General features: G+C 61.6%; 16 protein-coding genes. 3 read left to right on the forward strand and 13 right to left on the reverse strand.

Annotation, left to right across the window (positions count from 1 at the left end; all coding sequences use genetic code 11):
• Positions 1 to 15: 15 nt before the first annotated feature.
• Positions 16 to 357 (reverse strand): MGMT family protein, encoded by a 342-nt coding sequence (locus AC1MDC_RS05780; protein WP_170929714.1) that lies wholly within the window; start codon positions 355 to 357, stop codon positions 16 to 18.
• 177 nt (positions 358 to 534) lie between these two features.
• Here AC1MDC_RS05780 and AC1MDC_RS05785 point away from each other — a divergent pair, with 177 nt between their 5' ends.
• Positions 535 to 1,542 (forward strand): DUF481 domain-containing protein, encoded by a 1,008-nt coding sequence (locus tag AC1MDC_RS05785; RefSeq protein ID WP_007954986.1) that lies wholly within the window; start codon positions 535 to 537, stop codon positions 1,540 to 1,542.
• Between the two features lie 118 nt (positions 1,543 to 1,660).
• On the opposite strand, the gene AC1MDC_RS05790 is transcribed toward AC1MDC_RS05785, so the two are convergent.
• Entirely contained in the window at positions 1,661 to 1,870 is a 210-nt protein-coding gene (locus AC1MDC_RS05790; protein WP_002554837.1) for a cold-shock protein, read from the reverse strand.
• A 353-nt stretch (positions 1,871 to 2,223) separates the two neighbouring features.
• Between AC1MDC_RS05790 and dcd the strand changes: the two genes are divergently transcribed.
• Both dcd and AC1MDC_RS05800 read left to right on the forward strand, forming a co-directional pair.
• Positions 2,224 to 2,790 carry a dCTP deaminase gene (dcd, locus tag AC1MDC_RS05795; protein WP_007954988.1) on the forward strand — a complete coding sequence of 189 codons (567 nt, stop codon included), beginning with the start codon at positions 2,224 to 2,226 and terminating at the stop codon, positions 2,788 to 2,790.
• A gap of 106 nt (positions 2,791 to 2,896) precedes the next feature.
• A complete protein-coding gene (locus AC1MDC_RS05800; RefSeq protein WP_085697404.1) occupies positions 2,897 to 3,106 on the forward strand; it encodes a hypothetical protein in 210 nt (69 codons plus the stop codon).
• 39 nt (positions 3,107 to 3,145) lie between these two features.
• On the opposite strand, the gene pdeM is transcribed toward AC1MDC_RS05800, so the two are convergent.
• The 11 genes from pdeM to AC1MDC_RS05855 all read right to left on the reverse strand — a co-directional run bounded on the left by pdeM (position 3,146) and on the right by AC1MDC_RS05855 (position 17,088).
• On the reverse strand, positions 3,146 to 3,802 hold the full coding sequence (gene pdeM, locus AC1MDC_RS05805) for a ligase-associated DNA damage response endonuclease PdeM (protein WP_227234632.1): 657 nt from the start codon (positions 3,800 to 3,802) through the stop codon (positions 3,146 to 3,148).
• Positions 3,802 to 6,288 carry a ligase-associated DNA damage response DEXH box helicase gene (locus AC1MDC_RS05810; protein ID WP_480392652.1) on the reverse strand — a complete coding sequence of 829 codons (2,487 nt, stop codon included), beginning with the start codon at positions 6,286 to 6,288 and terminating at the stop codon, positions 3,802 to 3,804. The genes pdeM and AC1MDC_RS05810 overlap by 1 nt, the downstream gene beginning before the upstream one ends.
• 59 nt (positions 6,289 to 6,347) lie before the next feature.
• Positions 6,348 to 7,112, reverse strand: a complete 765-nt coding sequence (locus tag AC1MDC_RS05815; RefSeq protein WP_085697407.1) for an ABC transporter ATP-binding protein — start codon at positions 7,110 to 7,112, stop codon at positions 6,348 to 6,350.
• A 13-nt stretch (positions 7,113 to 7,125) separates the two neighbouring features.
• A complete protein-coding gene (locus AC1MDC_RS05820) occupies positions 7,126 to 8,244 on the reverse strand; it encodes a succinylglutamate desuccinylase/aspartoacylase family protein (RefSeq protein ID WP_480392653.1) in 1,119 nt (372 codons plus the stop codon).
• Between the two features lie 12 nt (positions 8,245 to 8,256).
• Positions 8,257 to 8,967: an ABC transporter permease gene (locus AC1MDC_RS05825; protein WP_011332767.1), complete on the reverse strand. Its 711-nt coding sequence runs from the start codon at positions 8,965 to 8,967 to the stop codon at positions 8,257 to 8,259.
• A complete protein-coding gene (locus AC1MDC_RS05830) occupies positions 8,964 to 9,692 on the reverse strand; it encodes an ABC transporter permease (RefSeq protein WP_085697409.1) in 729 nt (242 codons plus the stop codon). The genes AC1MDC_RS05825 and AC1MDC_RS05830 overlap by 4 nt, the downstream gene beginning before the upstream one ends.
• 56 nt (positions 9,693 to 9,748) lie before the next feature.
• Complete coding sequence (locus AC1MDC_RS05835; RefSeq protein ID WP_085683295.1) at positions 9,749 to 10,531, reverse strand: transporter substrate-binding domain-containing protein; 783 nt, start codon at positions 10,529 to 10,531, stop codon at positions 9,749 to 9,751.
• A 333-nt stretch (positions 10,532 to 10,864) separates the two neighbouring features.
• Positions 10,865 to 12,553, reverse strand: a complete 1,689-nt coding sequence (locus AC1MDC_RS05840; protein ID WP_480392654.1) for an ATP-dependent DNA ligase — start codon at positions 12,551 to 12,553, stop codon at positions 10,865 to 10,867.
• Positions 12,550 to 13,584 (reverse strand): ligase-associated DNA damage response exonuclease, encoded by a 1,035-nt coding sequence (locus AC1MDC_RS05845; protein ID WP_480392655.1) that lies wholly within the window; start codon positions 13,582 to 13,584, stop codon positions 12,550 to 12,552. Before AC1MDC_RS05845 ends, AC1MDC_RS05840 begins: the two co-directional genes overlap by 4 nt.
• Before the next feature lie 180 nt (positions 13,585 to 13,764).
• A complete protein-coding gene (locus AC1MDC_RS05850; RefSeq protein ID WP_480392656.1) occupies positions 13,765 to 16,215 on the reverse strand; it encodes a penicillin acylase family protein in 2,451 nt (816 codons plus the stop codon).
• 228 nt (positions 16,216 to 16,443) lie between these two features.
• Complete coding sequence (locus AC1MDC_RS05855; protein ID WP_480392657.1) at positions 16,444 to 17,088, reverse strand: glutathione binding-like protein; 645 nt, start codon at positions 17,086 to 17,088, stop codon at positions 16,444 to 16,446.
• Positions 17,089 to 17,220: the final 132 nt, after the last annotated feature.

Here is a 17,220-nt window from a genome sequence, read left to right on the forward strand (position 1 = left end):
AACAAAGCGCGCACTCTAACCGCTGTGCTCTACCGGACGCCAGCCATGGCGCCGAATATCCACACGATTGTTCAGGATGGTGATGCCTTCCATGCGCAATCGCGCCCGCTGTTCGTCCCCGGACGGGCTGCCCGCCGGCAGGCTGATCCGACCGCCGGCGCCGAGTACGCGGTGCCAGGGCAGTTTGGTATCGCCGGGCAATTGGCTCAGGGTCCGGCCGACCCAGCGGGCGGCGCGCCCCAACCCCGCCAGTTCGGCCAACTGACCATAGCTGACGACCTTGCCCTCGGGCACTTGGGCGAGGGTGGAATAGAGTGCCGTGCGTCGGATTTGCGGATCGTTTTCGCAGGCATGCATCGGGTCTGTCACGTGCGCGGTTCCTGAACTTGATCGCGTTATGTCCTTAAGCGTAATCGGTGCAAGGGCAATTGAGAAATGAACTCAATAGAAATAGCCGGGTCATTCCTTGTCAGGGAATTATTCCTACGGATAATGCCGACCATTTTTTCGCAAACTTGAGTCCCCGATTTGCTTATGTTGTCCAGAACCCTGCTGTGCCTTGCTGTCTTCAGTGCGTCCACACCCCTGCTTGCCGACACCGTCTGGTTGAAGAACGGTGACAAGCTGAGCGGCAAAATCACGCTGTTCGACGGTGGCAAGTTGCTGGTCCAGACCCAGTACGCGGGCGCAGTGACCATTGACTGGAAGCAGGTCAAGACGCTGGAGAGCGATCAGGAGTTGCTGGTCAAGCAAGACGCCTACAACGGCGAGAAGGCCAAGTCGCTGAGCGCTGCCGAAGACGGCAAGGTCACCCTGGCCAACGGCGAAGCGCCGAAAACCGTGGAGTTGGCGAGCATTCAGCAGATTCTCAAACCCAAACCGGTGGTCGAGGATCTGGTGTGGAAGGGCAACGTCGATCTGGCGCTGGATTATCAGCGCGCGGAAAAGGACACCGACGATTACGATATCGGCTTCAAGACGTCCGCCCGCCATGGTCGCTGGCGCCACACCGCCGAGGGCGAGTACAACCGCGAAGTGCAGGACGACGTGACCACTACCGACAACTGGCGCGCCGAGTATGCACTCGACCGTTTCCTGACGGACAAGTGGTTCTGGCAGGGGCGCCTGAATTACAAGCGCGACCACATCGAAGAGCTGGCGCGTCAGCGCGTGGTCGGTACAGGTCCGGGTTACCAGTTCTGGGATGACGAGCTGGGGGCATTCTCCCTGGGCTCGCTGCTCAACCGCACCGACTACCAGTATCGCGATGGCAGCAAGGACAACTTCTATTCGGTCGCGATGAAGTGGGATTACAACCGCTACCTGATCGGCAAGAAAGTCGAGTTCTTCACCAATGGCGAAGTCGGCAAGCCGCTGTCCGGTGTGGCCGACTATGCTCTGGATGCGGAAATGGGCCTGCGCTACAAGGTCACCGACTGGGCCTCCCTCAACCTCAAGGCCGAGCGCGACATCATCAGCGGCACCGAGGACGCGGACCTGAGCAAGACCCGCTACACCGCCGGTTTCGGCGTCGCCTGGTAAACAACAAAAAAGATCGCAGCCTGCGAAGGCTGCGATCTTTTTTTGCGCCCGGAAAAACAGACGCTCACAAAAAAGCCCCGCTTTTGAGGGCGGGGCCTTTTACTAAAGAAGCTACAAGTTAGATAACTTGTACTTCTTCAGCTTGCATGCCTTTCTGACCGCGGGTAGCGATGAAAGAAACCTGTTGGCCTTCTTTCAGGCTTTTGAAGCCGTCGGATTGGATAGCTTTGAAGTGAACGAACAGGTCGTCACCGGATTGTGGGGTGATGAAGCCGAAGCCTTTTTCATCGTTGAACCACTTAACGGTACCGGTTTGGCGATTAGACATGGTGTAACTCCTTGAACAAAGATAACTGCGACTCAGGAAGAACCCTGGCCGAGACTGAGTGCAAAGAGCAGGAAAAATTCTTGTAGATGGTTGGATCGAAATTCAACATATCGTGTAGAGATTCTCAGTGACACAAGCAGCACAGTGGCGCCACCTTAACCCTTTTTCCGGAACGTGCCAATGCTTCTTGCGAAGGTTTCTCTGTTTTAGGGATCGGCGGTCTGACGGTTCGTCGCCAGGCCGCGTAATTCCTGCACGTTCGGCGAGATTTGCAGCCCGGACTTTGAACCCGGCGGCGCGCCCGGTAAGATGCCGGACAGATTTTTTCCACCTCGCTATTCAGGACACCCGCCATGAGCATCAAATCGGACAAGTGGATTCGCCGCATGGCGCAGGAACACGGCATGATCGAGCCGTTCGTCGAGCGCCAGGTACGTGGCAGCGACGACAGCCGTGTGATCTCCTACGGTGTTTCGAGCTATGGCTACGATGTGCGTTGCACCAATCATTTCAAGGTGTTCACCAACATCAATTCGGCCATCGTCGATCCGAAAAACTTCGATGCCGGCAGCTTCGTCGACGTCCACAGCGACGTCTGCATCATTCCGCCGAACTCCTTCGCCCTGGCCACGACCGTTGAATACTTCCGTATTCCACGCAACGTCCTGACCATCTGCCTGGGCAAGAGCACCTACGCTCGCTGCGGCATCATCGTCAACGTCACCCCGCTCGAGCCCGAGTGGGAAGGCCAGGTGACCCTGGAGTTCTCGAACACCACCAACCTGCCGGCGAAGATCTACGCCAACGAAGGCGTGGCGCAGATGCTGTTCCTTGAATCCGACGAGGAATGCGAAGTCTCCTACAAGGATCGCGCCGGCAAGTACCAGGGCCAGCGTGGCGTGACCTTGCCACGTACCTGAGCCGTCCATCCGGCAGTTACCGGGAATTCTTCGGCGGGTAGACACTCTATGAGGTGTACTGCCCGATTCGCGGACAGCGAAACGGGCCTTCGCCGAGGAGTGCTCCATGAAGATCGATCCGCAAATCACTGCCGAACTGGCAAGGCTCGAGCCCAATCAGGTTGGCGTATTGGCCTGGTCCTTGTTGGCACACCCACCCATCGCCATGGCTGGCGGAATTCCTCACCAGCCCGATCCCGATACCCCCAACGAAGAACCGACCGAGCCCGGCGAGCCTACGTTGCCGGACAAACCGCCACCCGCGCCTGTCGCTTGATTGAATGTATGGCCCGTCGGCTGAGTCCTGAGCAGGACTTCAGCCGACGGGCCATATTTCGTTGTCGCCAATGACAAAGATCCGACAGCTGTCTTCCTTCTCCACCGGATAACCGCCGGTGAAGGCCCCGAAGGCCGGCAGCAGACTGATGCGTTCTCCCAGCCTGAAACACGCCAGCCGCAAACGCTGACGCCCCTTGCCGTTCAACCGAAAGACCGGGTGTACGTGGCCTGCAAGGACGTGGCGTTCAGGGTGCGGTTCGGGTTCGTGCTGCAACGCGAAAGGCCCTAGCAACAGGGGTTCGGGCACCACTCGAATGTTCAGGGTCTGCGGTGGATCACCGGCACGTTTATCGTGATTGCCGCGAATCAGCGTGATCGGCAGATCGGCGTGCCGCGCCCGCCATTGCGCCAATGCCTGCAAGGTGTCGGGAGCGTGGGAGCCAGGCCCGTGCAGAAAGTCCCCAAGAAAGATCAGTTGCCGACACGGCAGTTTCGCCAGCAACTGCTCGATCACGGCGATGTTGCTCGCCGTGGTGCCCTGCGGCACCGGTTGCCCCAGACGCCGGTAAGCGGCAGCCTTGCCGAAATGCACATCAGCGATCAGCAACGCCTGTTGCGCCGGCCAGTACAGCGCCTTTTCCGGCAGCAACCAGAGGTCTTCGCCTGCCAGGCGCACAGGATAGGGCGCGTTCATCAGGATTGGCCCTTGTCGGCGGTTTTCTCCAGGTCGCCAACCATGCGGCGGATGCGGTCGGCGAGCTTTTCCGAACTCATGCTTTCGCGCATGCGCTCCACCAGCAATGGAAAGCCGAGCGGTGTGGGACGTTTGATCAGGTGCATGTCCAGTTTCATCCGGTTGACTCGCTCCAATGTCTGTTCCAGCCGACGAATATCCAGCTCTTCGCGCAGGACCTCTTCCCCGGCCTGTGCCAGTAGCAGATTGTCGGCGTCGTATTGTTTGAACACTTCAAAGAACAGCCCGCTGGAGGCCTGCACCTGACGAGTGCTTTTCGGCGCACCGGGGTAACCGGCGAACACCAGACCGGCAATCCGGGCGATTTCCCGAAACCTGCGCAGCGCCAGTTCGCCCGCGTTGAGGCTGGCCAGCACATCCCTCAATAAATCCTCGGGACTGAGCAGCGCGTCATCCAGTTGCACAGACCAGTCAACGGGCGTCGCGCTGAGCAATTCCAGGCCGTAATCGCTGACCGCAATCGAGAAGGTCACAGGCAGGCGCTGACTGACCCGCCACGCCAGCAGGCTGGCCAGTCCCAGATGCACCTGGCGTCCGGCGAACGGGTAGAGGAAAAGGTGCCAGCCTTCGCGGGATTTCAGCACTTCGGCCAGCAGATTGTTAACGGTCGGCAGGCCCGACCAGCGCAGCTGCGTTTCCAGCAACGGTCGCAACGCCTGCATTTCCGGGCCGGCAAACTCACCGTTTGCCGCCGCGCTGAACCGGCTGACCACCGCTTGCGCCAGTTCGCTGGACAGCGGCATACGCCCGCCATTCCAGCGCGGTACAGCGGCTTTTTTCGCCGTGCTGCGTTTGACGTAGGCAGTCATGTTTTCCACCCGCACCAACTCCAGCAAGCGCCCGGCGAACAAGAAGCCGTCGCCGGGTTTGAGGCGGGCGATAAAGCCCTCTTCAACGCTGCCCAGTTGCTTGCCGCCACCGCCCTTGCTCCAGAATTTCAAATGGATCGAAGCGTCGCTGACGATGGTGCCGACGCTCATCCGATGGCGGCGTGCCAGCCGCGCATCTGGGACGCGCCAGATCCCGTGCTCATCCGGTTCGACCCGGCGGTAATCCGGGTACGCCGTCAGCGACATCCCGCCGTGGCGTACGAACGCCAGCGCCCAGGCCCAGTCTGCACGTGTCAGGTCGCGATAGGCCCAGGCACCACGGACTTCCTCGTACAACTCATCGGGAATAAAGCCACCGCCCAGGGCCATGCTGACCAGATGCTGCACCAGCACATCCAGCGGTTTGTGCGGTGACAATCGAGGTTCGATCCGCCGCTGTGCTACGGCATCACCAGCAGCAGCGGCTTCGATCAGTTCCAGGCTATGGGTCGGCACCAACGTTACCCGCGACGTTCGACCAGGCGCATGGCCCGAACGCCCGGCACGCTGCATCAGCCGCGCGACACCTTTGGCCGAACCAATCTGCAGCACCCGCTCCACTGGCAGGAAGTCCACCCCCAGATCCAGACTCGACGTGCAGACCACGGCCTTGAGCTGACCATTCTTCAGCGCCTGCTCAACCCAGTCGCGAGTGTCGCGGGACAGAGAACTGTGATGCAAGGCGATCAACCCGGCCCAGTCCGGCCGCGCTTCCAGCAAGGCCTGATACCAGATTTCCGATTGCGCCCGGGTATTGGTGAACACCAGGCTGCTGGCGCAGACGTCCAGTTCGGCGACCACCTGCGGCAACATCTTCAAACCGATATGTCCGGCCCAGGGAAAGCGTTCGATGGCCGGTGGGAGCAAGGTGTCGACCTTGAGCGACTTTTCGCTTTTCCCCTGAATGCTGATGCCACCGCCTTGTGGGATCAGTACCTGTTCGGCGTGGGATTGATTGCCGAGCGTCGCAGAAACACCCCAGACGATCAGTCCCGGGTGCCAGCGCCGCAACCGGGCGAGGGCCAGTTGCAGTTGGACGCCGCGCTTGTTGCCGAGCAATTCGTGCCATTCATCCACCACGACCATGCGCAGCGTCGAGAGCGCCGTTTGCGCGTCGGCGCGGGCGAGCATCAGGGTCAGGCTTTCCGGGGTGGTGATCAGCGTGGTGGGCAGTCGCCGGTTCTGCCGGGCGCGTTCGCTGCTGCCGGTGTCGCCAGTGCGCAGGCCGACGCTCCAGGGAATCTGCAGATCGTCCAGCGGCGTTTGCAAGGCGCGCGCGGTGTCGGCGGCCAGCGCCCGCATCGGCGTGATCCACAAGACAGTCAGCGGTTCGGCGGGCGGTGGACGTTTACGGGTGGCTTCGGCAACAGGCCCGGAGCGGGCAAACCGATTGAGCGCGGCAAACCACACCGCGTAGGTTTTACCGGCGCCGGTGCTGGCGTGCAGCAGGCCGGATTCGCCACGTTTGACCGCCGCCCACACCTGTTTTTGAAAGGCGAACGGCTTCCAGTCGCGGGCGCTGAACCAAAGTTTGGCGAAGTCGGTGGAAGTGCCCATGCCGGCGACGTGTGCTCTGAAAGTGTTCCTTCAGAGACCGCGCCGGCGGGGCAATAGTTTTACTTGAGATTGCCGCTGAGGAATTGCTTCAGACGTTCGCTTTTCGGATTGCCCAGCACTTCTTCGGGCGCACCTTCTTCTTCCACCAGCCCCTGGTGCAGAAACAGCACCTGGCTCGAGACCTTGCGCGCAAAGCTCATTTCATGGGTGACCATGATCATGGTCCGGCCTTCCTCGGCCAGGCCCTGGATCACCTTGAGCACTTCACCGACCAGTTCCGGGTCGAGTGCCGAAGTCGGTTCGTCGAACAGCATGACTTCCGGTTCCATGGCCAGCGCGCGGGCAATCGCCACCCGTTGTTGCTGGCCGCCGGAGAGGAACGCCGGGTACTGATCGGCCACCCGCGCCGGCAAACCGACCTTTTCCAGATATCGCCGGGCGCGGTCGTCGGCTTCCTGTTTGCTGCAACCCAGCACCCGGCGCGGGGCCATGGTGATGTTTTCCAGCACGGTCATGTGGCTCCACAGATTGAAATGCTGGAACACCATCGCCAGGCGCGTGCGCAGGCGTTGCAGTTCATTGGGGTCGGCGACGTGCATGCCGTGGCGGTCGGTGACCATGCGGATCGCCTGGCCGTCGAGGCTCATCGCGCCGTCGTTGGGTTGTTCGAGAAAGTTGATGCAGCGCAAAAAGGTGCTTTTGCCCGAGCCGCTGGCGCCGATCAGGCTGATCACGTCGCCGGTCTTGGCCTTGAGCGAGACGCCTTTGAGCACCTGATGGTCGCCATAGCTTTTGTGCAGGCCTTCAACGGTCAATTTGTACATGGAACAGGCATCCTCAAGGCGAAAGTAGATAGCCGCTGCGATAGGCTTCGGCGCCCGCGACGTGGGCGATCACCATCCCGGCGGTGGCCATGCGCCGCAGCGAGCGGGCATAGAGCAGACCGGAAGCGGTGCAATGGACTGGCGTGACCCGGTCGTTGATCGGGTCGATGATTTCGGCGATTTTCTGCCCGGCTTCCAGCCACTGGCCGGGTGTGGCGCTGTAGACCAGCAGGCCGCCGACGGGAGTGGCCACCGGTTCCACGCCGGCCAGAGGTGTGGCGGGATGTGGCAGTGCCGGCAAGGCTTTTGGTTCGCCGACGATGGCGCCGAAATGGATCAGGTAATCGATCAGCGCCTGGCAGTCGCCACTGGCCAGCGGATGGGTGACATCTCCCTGACCGCGCAACTCGACGGTGACCGAGAAACTGCCGAGCGGAATGTCGAAGTGTTCGCCGAAGCGCTCCTTCAATTGCCACCACAGCAGGGTGAAGCACTCATCGAACGACTGGCCGCCGGAGTCGGTGGCCAGCAGGCTCGCTTGGGATTCGATATAGCGCGCCAGCGGCTCGACCTGCGGCCAGGCCTCGGGCGTGGTGTAGAGGTGAACCACGGATTCGAAATCGCAATGCAGGTCCAAAACCATGTCCGCATCGCAGGCCAGCCGTTGCAGGGTCAGGCGTTGGGATTGCAACTGAGTCGTGGCGGTGTGGCGGTCGAGGGCGTTGCGCAGGCTGGATCGGATCAATTCGAGGTTGCGCTGCGGGTCGTCGCTCAGTTGCGCTTCGATTTCGTTGCCGATTTCTTCGCTGAGGTCGACGAACCAGCGGTTGAAATTCTGCCCGCTCTCCAGCTCGTAGCGGCCCAGCGGCACATCCATCAGCACCTGTTCGAGGCCAACCGGGTTGGCCACCGGCACCAGCACGATTTCGCTGCGCAGGCGCCCGGCGGCTTCCAGCTCCGCCAGACGCTGCTTGAGGTGCCAGGCCACGAGCATGCCGGGCAGTTCGTCGGCATGCAGCGAGGACTGGATATAAATCTTGCCCTGGGCCTTGTCCGGGCCGAAGTGAAAGCTGTGAATCTGTCGTGCGGTCCCCGGCAGCGGGGCCAGCAAGTTGTGTATCTGGTGGCGCATCTCAAAAGGGTCCTAGTGGGTCGGGCCGAGAAAGGCCAGCCATCGGCGTTCGGCAAGACGGAACAGGCCGACCAGCGCAAAGGTGATGGTCAGGTAGATCAGGGCGGCGATGCCGAACGACTGGAAGGTCAGGAAGGTCGCCGAGTTGGCGTCCCGCGCGACCTTGAGGATGTCGGGGATGGTCGCGGTGAAGGCCACGGTGGTCGAGTGCAGCATCAGGATCACTTCGTTGCTGTAGTACGGCAACGACCGGCGCAGCGCCGACGGCATGATCACGTAGGCATAGAGTTTCCACCCGGTCAGCCCGTAAGCCTTGGCCGCTTCGACTTCGCCGTGGTTCATGCTGCGGATCGCCCCGGCGAAAATCTCCGTGGTGTAGGCGCAGGTGTTCAGGGCGAAGGCCAGGATCGTGCAGTTCATTGCATCGCGGAAGAAACTGTCGAGCAGCGGTTGCGCGCGCACGGCGGCCAGGCTGTAGATCCCGGTGTAGCAGATCAGCAACTGGATATAGAGCGGCGTGCCACGGAACAGGTAGGTGTAGAACTGCACTGGCCAGCGGATGTAGAAGTGCGGCGAGACGCGGGCGATCGACAGCGGAATCGACACGATGAAACCGAAGAAGATCGAGGCGCTGAGCAGCCACATCGTCATCGCAAGGCCAGTGATGTTCTGGCCGTCGGTATAAAGGAAGGCTTTCCAGTATTCCTGCAGAAGTTCGATCATCGTACGGCCTCCCGTGCACCGGCGGCGTAGCGGCGTTCGAGCCAGCGCAGGATGAAGTTCGAGGCACTGGTGATCAGCAGGTAAATCAACGCGGCGAGAACCAGAAAATAGAACAGCTGATAGGTGCTCTTGCCGGCGTCCTGCGCGGCCTTGACCAGATCGGCCAGGCCGATGATCGAGACCAGCGCGGTGGCCTTGAGCATCACCATCCAGTTGTTGCCGATGCCCGGCAGGGCGAAGCGCATCATTTGCGGGAACACCACGAAACGAAAGCGCTGGCCGCGCTTGAGACCATAGGCGGTGGCGGCTTCGACCTGACCGCGTGGCACGGCGAGAATCGCTCCGCGGAAGGTTTCAGTGAAGTACGCGCCATAAATGAAGCCCAGGGTCAGGACCCCGGCGCTGAACGGGTCGATCTCGATGTATTCCCATTCCAGGTAATCGGTGAGCGTCGTCAGCCAGGTTTGCAGGCTGTAGAAGATCAGCAGCATCAGCACCAGGTCCGGCACCCCGCGAATCAGCGTGGTGTAGATCTGGGCGGGCAGGCGCAGCAGTTTGACTTTTGACAGCTTGGCACTGGCGCCGAGCAGGCCGAGCAACACGGCCACCAGCAGCGACAACGCCGACAATTTGATGGTCATCCAGGTGCCTTCCAACAGCAGCGGGCCAAAGCCCTTGAGGCTGAAGGCGGAGAGCCCCAGATTTTGTAAGAGGTTTTCGAACATAAATCAGCAACCTGACTGAATGAAAAAGGCGCCCATCGAGGATGGGCGCCGGGGCATTATTTGCCGCTGTACAGATTCAGATCGCCAAAGTGTTTCTTTTGAATCTCGGCGTATTTGCCATCATCGTGTAACGCTTTGATACCTTTATCCAAAAGCGCTTTCAGCTCGGTGTTACCTTTCTTAATACCGACAGCGGTCTTGGCTGGCAGCAAGTGGTTGTCGACCGGCTCGCTGACAGCATAGTCGGCACCCTGTGGCGACTTCAGAAAGCCCAGTTCGGCCTGCAACATGTCCTGAATGCCCGCATCGAGACGGCCGGAAGTCAGATCGGAATACACCTGATCCTGGTTCTGATAGGCCTGGGTTTTCACGCCGGCCTTGTCCAGCACGGCTTTGGCATAGGCTTCCTGGATGGTGCCTTGCTCGTAGCCGACGGTTTTGCCTTTCAGCGACGCGACGTCGTTGGTGATGCCGGAACCCTTCTTCGACACGTAGGCAGTCGGGCCGGAGAACAGCTCGCTGGAGAAGTCGATGACTTTTTCACGGGCTTCGGTCACGGTCATCGACGAGATCACACCGTCGAATTTATTGGCCTTGAGGCCCGGAATCATGCCGTCGAAGTCACTTTCGACCCATTTGCACTTGACCTTCAACTCGGCGCAGATCGCGTTGCCCAGATCGATGTCGAAGCCAACCAGGCTGCCGTCTGCCGCTTTCGACTCGAACGGTGCGTAGGAAGGGTCAACGCCAAACCGCAGTTCTTTGTATTCCTTGGCCAGCGCGGAGCCGGCGGCCATGCACAACGCCAGTGCAGAAAGGGTCAGCAATGCTTTTTTCATTATTCAATCCCTAAGAACCAATATGAGCGCTTGTGGCGCGGAATGATTGTTACTGGAGCGCTTACGACTTATAGAAAGTAGCAATTTCCGAACCAGAGTCCCGAACAAGTGTTTTAAAAGGTGCAGGAAGTGCATGCCGGGGCCGGTCAGTGCACGAAAACGGGCGCGCCGCAAAAGCTGCACCAGGATGGTTCAGGGGATCGTTCCCACGCTCTGCGTGGGAATGCAGCCCGGGACGCTCCGCGTCCCAAAGCGGACGCAGAGCGTCCATTGAGGCATTCCCACGCGGAGCGTGGGAACGATCGGGGTGAGGGGGAGTATCGGGGGAAGGAGTCAGACCAACAGCTCTTGCAAGGTCGCCAGGCTGTCGGCCTCATCCACGGTCTTGTCCTGGCGCCAGCGCAGCATGCGCGGGAAGCGCACGGCGATGCCGCTTTTGTGCCGGCGGGAGAGGGCGATGCCTTCGAAGCCCAGTTCGAACACCAGGCTTGGTGTCACGCTGCTGACCGGACCGAATTTTTCCACGGTGGTCTTGCGCACGATGCTGTCCACTTCGCGCATTTCCGCATCGGTCAGCCCGGAATAGGCCTTGGCGAACGGCACCAGCGCCCGCGCACTGGAACCGGGCGGGCCGTCCCACACCGCAAAGGTGTAATCGCTGTAGAGGCTGGCGCGGCGCCCATGCCCGCGCTGGGCGTAGATCAGCACCGCGTCGACGCTGAACGGATCGACCTTCCATTTCCACCACACGCCCATGTCCTTGGTGCGGCCGACGCCGTACATCGCATCCCGGGCCTTGAGCATCATGCCTTCGACCCCAAGTCGCCTGGAGGCCTCACGCTGGCGGGCGAGATCGAGCCAGTCATCACCCGTCAGGAGCGGCGAAGGCAGCAGCACCGGGTTGTTGCATTTGGCGATGACCTGCTCCAGTTGCTCACGACGTCTGGCCTGGGGCTGGTTGCGCCAGTCTTCGCCCTGCCATTCGAGCAGGTCATAGGCGAGTACCACCACCGGCGCGTCTTCGAGGATTTTGCGGTCCAGCGACTTGCGACCGATCCGCTGTTGCAACAGCGCGAAGGGTTGCACCGCCGGGGCTTGCGTCGTCTGGGGATCGAACGCGTCTTCGGTGACCGGGCGGTTGTTCTTCCACACCACGATCTCACCATCGATCACTGTGCCGTCAGGCAACCCTTGCACCAGTGTGTCGAGTTCGGGAAAACGTTCGGTGACCAGCTCTTCGCCCCGGGACCAGACCCACAATTTGCCGTCGCGCTTAACCACCTGCGCGCGGATACCATCCCACTTCCACTCCACCTGCCAGTTGCTTGCAGGCCCGAGCAGGGTGTCGAAGGTTTCCACCGGTTGCGCCAGCGCGTGGGCGAGGAAGAACGGGTAGGGCTGGCCTCCGCGCTGGGCGTGTTCATCGCTGGATTCGGGCGCGATCAGTTTCAGGTAGCTGTCAGCGCTCGGCCGGTTGGACAAGTCGGTGTAACCCACCAGCCTTTGCGCCACGCGTTTGCTGTCGAGCCCGGCCATGGAAGCCAGGGCTCGGGTCACCAGCAATTTGGACACGCCAACCCGGAAGCTGCCGGTGATCAGTTTGATGCACAGCATCAGGCTCGGTCGATCCAGTTGCGCCCACAGTGCGGGTAACTGGTGGGCGAGGTATTCCGGGGTTTCACCGCGCAAGGGCAGCAGTTTGGCTTCGATCCATTCGGCGAGGCCGGCCTCGGAGGTGTGCGGGTGTTCCGGCAACACCAGCGAGATGGTTTCCGCCAGATCGCCGACTGCTTGATAGCTCTCCTCGAACAGCCACGGCTCCAGCCCGGACACGTCGACCGCCAGATCCCGCAGGATCCGCACCGGCACCAGTTGCCGAGGCCGCCCGCCGGACAAAAAGTACACCGCCCACGCCGCATCCTGCGGTTGCGCCTGAGCGAAGTAAGTCTGCATGGCCGCCAGTTTGGCGTTGCTGGAGGTGGTGGCGTCGAGTTCGGCGTACAACCCGGCGAAGTCTTTCATGGCTGCACCTCGGCGACGGCGGGCGTGGCGGTGGAATGCTCTTCTTCGTCGTCACCGTATTCAGTATTGAAGCCTTGGGCGTCGAGCCCTTTTTCGCGCAGATGGCGCACCAGTACGCCAATCGAGCCGTGGGTGACCATGACCCGTTCGGCGCCGGTCTGCTCGATGGCCCACAACAGGCCGGGCCAGTCGGCATGATCCGAAAGCACGAACCCGCGATCGACCCCGCGCCGCCGGCGGGTGCCGCGCAGGCGCATCCAGCCGCTGGCGAAGCTGTCGCTGTAATCGCCGAACCGGCGCATCCAGCTGCTGCCGCCGGCCGACGGCGGGGCGATGACCAGCGCCTGGCGCATCATCGGGTCGTTCTTTTTCACGTCGCCGGCGTAGATCGTCGGCGGCAGGTAGACGCCGGCCTCGCGGTAGACCCGGTTCAGCGGCTCGACCGCACCGTGGCTGAGGATCGGCCCGAGGGTTTCGTCGATGCCGTGGAGAATCCGCTGGGCCTTGCCGAACGAATAACAGAACAGCACGCTGGCCTTGCCCGCCTCGATGTTGGCCTGCCACCACTGGTTGATCTCGGCGAACACCTGCGCCTGCGGCTGCCAGCGATAGATCGGCAGGCCGAAGGTCGATTCGGTGATGAAGGTGTGGCAACGCACCGGTTCGAACGGCGCGCAGGTGCCGTCGGGTTCGATCTTGTAGTCGCCGGACGCGACCCAGACTTCGCCGCCGTATTCCAGCCGCACCTGGGCCGAGCCGAGCACATGGCCGGCGGGATGAAAACTCAGGGTGACGCCGTGGTGGGTCAGGCGCTGGCCGTAGTCGAGGGTTTGCAGGTTGATGTCCTGGCCCAGGCGCGCGCGCAAAATCCCTTCGCCAGGGCTGGCGGCCAGGTAATGCTGGTTGCCGCCACGGGCATGATCACCGTGGGCATGGGTGATCACCGAGCGCTCGACGGGCCGCCACGGGTCAATGTAGAAATCCCCGGCGGGACAGTAGAGGCCTTCGGGGCGAGCAATAACAAGGTCCATGGTGTTACCGGAATGGAGGACTTGTTAGCTATGAGGCAGGCGCGAAGTCAGAAGTTCTATCGAGTTTTTTACTGTCACATGATCGTTCCCACGCTCTGCTTGGGAATGCAGCCCGTGACGCTCCGCGTCCCTTGAGGCATTCCCACGCGGAGCGTGGGAATGATCAACTGTGGGGGGGGATTACTTGCCGGGGGTAAGCGTCAACCGCGTCTTGCCATACACCCGGTCAAAGTTCTGCGGCTGCATCGGCAGGCCGATGTACTGGCCCTTGAGCCACGGATCGATGCCGTTCAGGTAGTTCGGGCTCACCGGATTACCCGATTGCCCCGTCCCGTTCTGCCCCATCAGCGGCTCGCTCTGACCGAAGTCGACGATGAAACGCATCGACGGCGCACGGGTGGTGTTGAAGTCCTGGCCCCAGGCAAACGCCGCCGTGTTGAGCGTGGTGTGGTCGCCGCCCGCCGCGATCGGGCCGCGAACAGTCTGGCCGTTGGCATTCTTCCACTCGTAGCGGTGCAGTTTGCCCCACTGCCAAGACCGGCGGTCGCCACCCAACTGACTGTCGCCAGCGCTGATCGCAGCCGCCAGACTGCGGGCGAGGATCGCCGGTTTGTCTTCTTTTTGCGGCGTACGGGCGTCGTCCCAGAACGGACTGTCTTCGCGGCCCAGCAAGTGATCGGCCTGTGCGGCGTAGGACAGATCGCCGTTGGCGATAAACGCTTTCCACGCCGGACTGTTTTGCGGGCCGAGTTCGTCGAGGAAAATCTGCTTCATGCTTTCCTGCAGGAACAGCTCGTAAATTGCCGCATCGGCGGAAGTCGGGTTGAGCTTGCCGTCGAACGCCATCAGACGGGTGTAGGCCTCGCGGGCCTTGCTGCGCTCGGCGTCCGGCAGCGCGTCGATCGCCTGTTTCAGCGGCTGCGCCATGCCCGGTGCTTCGAACATTTTCTTCAGCTTGGCAGCGAAGGTGGTGGTCTGGTCGTACTGCATGGCGATCACGCTGCGACCATCGTGTTTGCCGCTGCCGGCCAGTTCAGCCAGGCGCTCGCCACGTTCCGGCGCCGCCCAGGAATTGGACAGTTGCATGCCGTAGCCATGGGGAATGACCCGCTGGTTGGCGGTGCCGAGCCAGCCCTGGGCCGGATCCTGATCGTAGGGGTGCAGCATCGGGTCGGCGTAGCCGTCCCAGTCGTAGCGACCTTCCCAGCCCGGCGACGGCAGCAGGCCTTCGCCCTCACGGCGGTTCGGGAAACGTCCGGTGACTTGCCAGCCAATGTTGCTGGCGTCGGCAAACACCAGATTCAACGCGATGGCGCGGATTTCCCGGCTGGCGTCCGAGGCGCGTTCAACGTTCTGGGCGCGGCTCAGATCGAAAAACGCATCGAGGGATTTGTCGTCGGTGAAGCTCGGCGTCTGCAGGGCCAGGCCGAAACCTGCGCCCTGAGCGGCGGCTTGAACACTGTTGAGCAGCGCGCCATGGCGGGTTTCGTACACCGCTTCGCGAATTGGCCGCTGGCCTTTGACGAAATAGGTTTCGTTGCGCACGGCGACCGGTTGCCACTTGCCGTTGACCTCGTAGGACAGCGTGCTGCCCTGACGACGGATTTTTTCCAGGAACAGGTCCTGGTTATCGCCGAGCACGCTGGTCAGGCTCCACGCCACCTTGCCGTTGAAGCCGCCGAGCACCATGGGCAGACCCGCCACGGTCACACCGGCGGCCTGGTATTTCGGTGCGCGGATCTGCACGAAACTCCACAGCGACGGCGCGGCCAGCGGGCCATGGCTGTCGCTGGCCAGCAGGCTCTTGCCGCTGCGACTGCGTTGCGGAGCGATGGCCCAGTTGTTCGACGACTGAGTGCCAAGCAGGTTGATGGCGGCCAGTTGTTCGCTGGCGTTGCTCAGTTCCGTCAGCCCCGGAATCTGCCCGTTGAGCTTGATGCCTTGCAGCTTGTCGGCCTCGGCCAGCGGCAGGTTTTCGTCAGGGGCGGACGGCGTCAGCCACGCCAGTTTGTCGTTGGTCACGGTCTGCGCCAGCACCAGCGAAGCGATTTCTTCCGGCAGGTTGGCCGACTGGCTGAAATTCAGCAGGCAGAAGATCAGCGCCGAATCTTCCGGTTTCCAGTACTCGGGCTTGTAGCCGCTGGATGCCAGATCCCCCGGCAGTTTGTCGGCGTAGCGGAACAGGTAGGCGTTGACGCCCCGGGCATAGACTTCGAAGAAGCGCTTGAGCCGTGGCGACGAGGCCTTGTACAGCTCGCCGGCGCTTTTCTTCAGGTTGACGGCGCGCATATAACGGTCGGCGTCGAGCATCGACGAACCGGACATTTCCGCCAGACGGCCCTGGGCCAGCAGGCGCAGGGTGACCATCTGATTGATCCGGTCGCTGGCATGCACGTAGCCGAGGGCGAAGAGTGCGTCGTGGAAGCTGTTGCTTTCGATCAGCGGCATGCCCATGGCATTGCGGCGTACCGAAACGTTCTGCGCCAGGCCCTTGAGCGGCTGCACACCGGAGGTCGGCGGGAGGGTGTCCTGGGCGTTCCAGGTCTGACAACCGGTCAGGCTCAGAACACCGGCCACTGCTGCGGCAACGCCGAACCGGGGAAGAAAATGTGAAAGGGCTGGCGAGGCCATGGCAAAGCTCCTGCGGGGGTGTAGAGGCTGGGGGCGCAATAAAGCCGCTACGTTAGTGAGCAGGTGGGGGCCGCGCAAGCGGGGCGAGCGGTTATTTCTTTCCGCTCATGCAGATCGTTCCCACGTCGAGGCGCCGAACCGTCTGCGCGGGAATGCAGTCCGGGCCGCTCTGCGGCCCATTTCCACGCGGACGATTCGACGCCTCTGCATGGGAACGATCAAGACAGGTCAGGACTTTGGCGGATTGATCTTCTGCACCAGCGCATACGCCTTCACGGTCGCCGGGCGATCCTTGATGTGGTTGAACCAGCGCTGCACGTTCGGGAAGTTTTCCAGGTTCTGGCTCTGCCACTTGTGCGAAACGATCCACGGGTAGATCGCCATGTCGGCGATGCTGTATTCGCTGCCGGCGACGAACTCATTGTTCGCCAGTTGCTTGTCCAGAACCCCGTACAGGCGCGCGGTTTCGTCGATGTAGCGCTTGATCGCGTAGGGGATTTTTTCCGGGGCGAACTGGCTGAAATGATGGTTCTGCCCGGCCATCGGCCCCAAGCCGCCCATTTGCCAGAACAGCCATTGCAGCGCCACCTGGCGGCCACGCAGATCCTTGGGCAGGAACTTGCCGGTCTTTTCCGCGAGGTACAGCAGGATCGCCCCGGACTCGAACAGCGACAACGGTTCGCCGCCATCGGCCGGCTCATGATCGACGATGGCCGGGATGCGATTGTTTGGCGCGATTTTCAGAAAGTGCGGCTGGAACTGCTCGCCTTGGCTGATGTTGATCGGGTGCACGTCGTAGCGCAGGCCCGCCTCTTCGAGGAACAGGGAAATCTTGTGGCCGTTGGGCGTGGTCCAGTAATACAGGTCGATCATGGAAAACTCCAAATCAGGAAAATGACTTACGTGCGGACAGCAAACGCCGGCTTCAGGTTGTCCTGTGTGCGTTCGATAGCTTGCTTACTCACAGGAGGTGATGCTCAAGTACGGGAAATTCAATGACCCTGC

Source organism: Pseudomonas sp. 1 (assembly GCF_056626735.1).